The sequence below is a fragment of the Bartonella jaculi genome (assembly GCF_039543045.1).
Lineage (GTDB): Bacteria > Pseudomonadota > Alphaproteobacteria > Rhizobiales > Rhizobiaceae > Bartonella > Bartonella jaculi.
This window is the reverse complement of sequence record NZ_BAABIZ010000074.1, coordinates 1-2,822: the sequence shown is the minus strand read 5'-3', so window position 1 is coordinate 2,822 and position 2,822 is coordinate 1. Positions and strand designations below refer to the sequence as shown.

1 protein-coding gene and 1 pseudogene are annotated in these 2,822 nt (G+C 46.9%); both read right to left on the bottom strand.

The window, feature by feature from the left end; genetic code table 11:
• The coding region (locus tag ABD915_RS09210) for a DUF4815 domain-containing protein (protein WP_345117596.1) at positions 1 to 2,372 on the bottom strand (2,372 nt) is incomplete at its 3' end.
• Position 2,373: 1 nt separating this feature from the next.
• Positions 2,374 to 2,822: pseudogene (locus ABD915_RS09205) on the bottom strand (phage tail protein); the annotation flags it as partial.

Here is a 2,822-nt window from a genome sequence, read left to right as displayed (position 1 = left end):
GTGAGACGGTCATCGGGCACAAGCAGTGGTACATCATAGCGTGCCTCTGCCCAACCTCCCTTTGCGCCCTTCATAGAATAAAAGCTTTGTGCTTGAATATCGGTGGTCGGATAGCCGTTTTCTGTGCTCACCAAATCAATCACCAGATCATGGTTTTGATTGCCGATTTTGCAAAGATGAAAGTCAATACCGGTGATTTGCCGTGTTTCATCAGGGGTAAAGACCTGCGCTTGTGGATCCACTTGCGTCCATATCTTCACCGTTGTGGTGCGCCGCATCACTTTCACATCAATCACACCTTGTCCGGTAAAAAGCCCTGTTGCGGTTGTTCCACCTTTTCCTCGTGCCACAATATTTTTTGTACCAGCGGGAATGTTTGGAGGAATCTTGAAACTCCCTTCAAGGGTGCCTTTGCTATTGGCAACAAGACGGCTTGTTGGTAAGACATTGACACCATCAAAGCTAAGGCTTTCCAAGATTTCACCACTGCCAAAGCCTTCAATCTTAAAGTTCAACGGAATTTGTCTTAAAAAATCGATTTGTTCTTGGTGTGTGTTGATGAGATTATCGTTTACTTCTGTTCTACGTATGCTTCTGCCACGGTTCCAACCCATATTGAGTTGATTGGTGACACCAGAGAGCCAATCAGTACGCTGTTCGTGCCAAAAGTCTGTTGCGGGTGTGAGAGTGACTGTACCAGGCAGGGGTGCAAAATTTTGATAAGGATTGATTTTTTCGCAAGCGGTTGTCAACTCTTGCGCAATGATCACTTCATTTGTCCAGTCAAGCGTAACAGGCGCTTTTAAAGGAGCAGTATAGAATGTTGGGTCAATGGCAAGCTGCAAAATGCCATTGCCAACTGCGCCGGTTTGTTGAAAGCCTTCATCTCGATAACTATCATCAAGAAAAGGGTCGGCGAACATGCCTTTTTTGGCAACCGGTTCTTTAGAGTCAACATTGCTTTTAATGCGCTCTAACTGCATCAGCCGGTCAAGGGAGAGAACGCGTTGAAAATAGCGCCACATCTCATCATAGGGGGCAACCCGTGTGCCATCATTGACCACAAGCGGCGTATCAAGCCAATTGTTGTTAATGGTTGCAAGAGAGAGCACATCATCAGGAACACTGGGTGCCATGGGTTGGTCTGAGGAAACGCCTTTGATATAAACCACATTGCCTTGCGTATTGAGCCCTATGCGGTCAATGCGGGGCAATTTGTAAGTATAACTGACGATAATATCCCCACCTTGCGCCCCACCTGAGACGGTGATTTCCTTTGCTGTTACTTTATCAGCGGTGATTTTTGCACGGGTGCGATAAGTTACTTTATAGGTGCTCCCCGGCAAAGGTTCATCTCCCACCGGCGCCCAATCAATGGTGTCTCCGGTTTTTTTAAAATCTGTGCCTTCTTTAAATTCCTTGCTTCCTTGAACGACTTTGATAAACGCGGTGATGCTCTTATCGGGAACACCATCACGCCCAGCAGCAACTGCACCGCGGGTGACGTTAACGGTTTTTTCTTTTGTCAGCAAAAGAGATTGAATATCGGCAATAGGAAAATAATAGGGTTTAAAGGTAAAACTTGTCTTGCCTTTTGGGGGTGCAAAAATATGCGTTTCGCTAGGCACCAAACCTTGAGCAAAATCCTCGTGTTCTTCATGGCGCAAAGCAGCAAGGCGTTTGCGTTTAAAGCCATTAATATTAGCTTCCCCTTCTTGAATGCTAAACACTTGGCAACCGTTATTGGCTCCTAAAGCGCTTACACGGCAGCCACCCACGATATAATGCCCATGGGCGCGGTCATAAGTAGCAATAGCTTGCATGGCGGGTTCAAGCAATGAGGGGGATTTTTGATCAATCAAAACGCCATCTTGCAAGATATAAACGGGAAAGAAAGTGCCTTGCTGCGCATCTTCTTTGAGTGCCCAAACAAGCTGTGCTGTTTCGCGTGCGGCACCAGGCTCTCCTTCTGCCAAGGTGCCGGCAACTTGCCCCAAGAGCTCTGGATCATCCTCATGGGTAATCCACTTTTTTTGTAGCTTCACACCAATTTCCAAGCGCCCAACCATGGAAACATTGCTGAGAACAGCTTCTGAAACCGGAAAGATATCACCGGCAATATAGATCTTACCCTCTGTTAATGTGACGGTCCTCGTGTCTTTGTTGACAAAGGCGTCAGCCCGTTCAACACGGTCGCCTTCTTGTGCCACAAGGCGCCCCAAACGGTTATGCCTTCCCCTTATGATTGTTTGAACTTCATTCAGTTCCCTAGCTTGAAGAAAAGGGCGCTGTCCATAAAACACAACGCTTTGTTGTTCCTCTTTGCCAACAGAGCGATCAATTGCAAAGGGTAAACCACTTTCATGCTTCATGTTAAAACCTCAATAAAATCTTGAATTGTTCGCGAACATCGGCACGCAAAGGAATGTTAACGGGTGTTTTGAGTATCTCCACACCCCCACGCAGTTCATTGGCGTCACACCAAAGCTTGCCAAGGGGTGTTTGTTCTACGAGAGAGCCATGAACGAGGAGGGAAACAGAGGCGGCTTGTTTGCCGTCAACATCCTTAAAATCTGTGCGCGCTGCAAGAAACAACATTGTCCCTGTTGGAGAAGGGTTAAATTTGTTGCCACAATGGCTGTAAACACCCTCTAAAGCTTGTTCGACAGGCGCTACAGCAGAGCATCTGCGATACCCAATCACGGCATTTTGGCTGTCTCTTAATACGAGATAAAGCGTGCGACTACGAAACCACTCTGCCATGAGAATATCGCGTTCATGTTTTTTAACCGAACACCACGGAAAGTTTGCCAAATCCCATG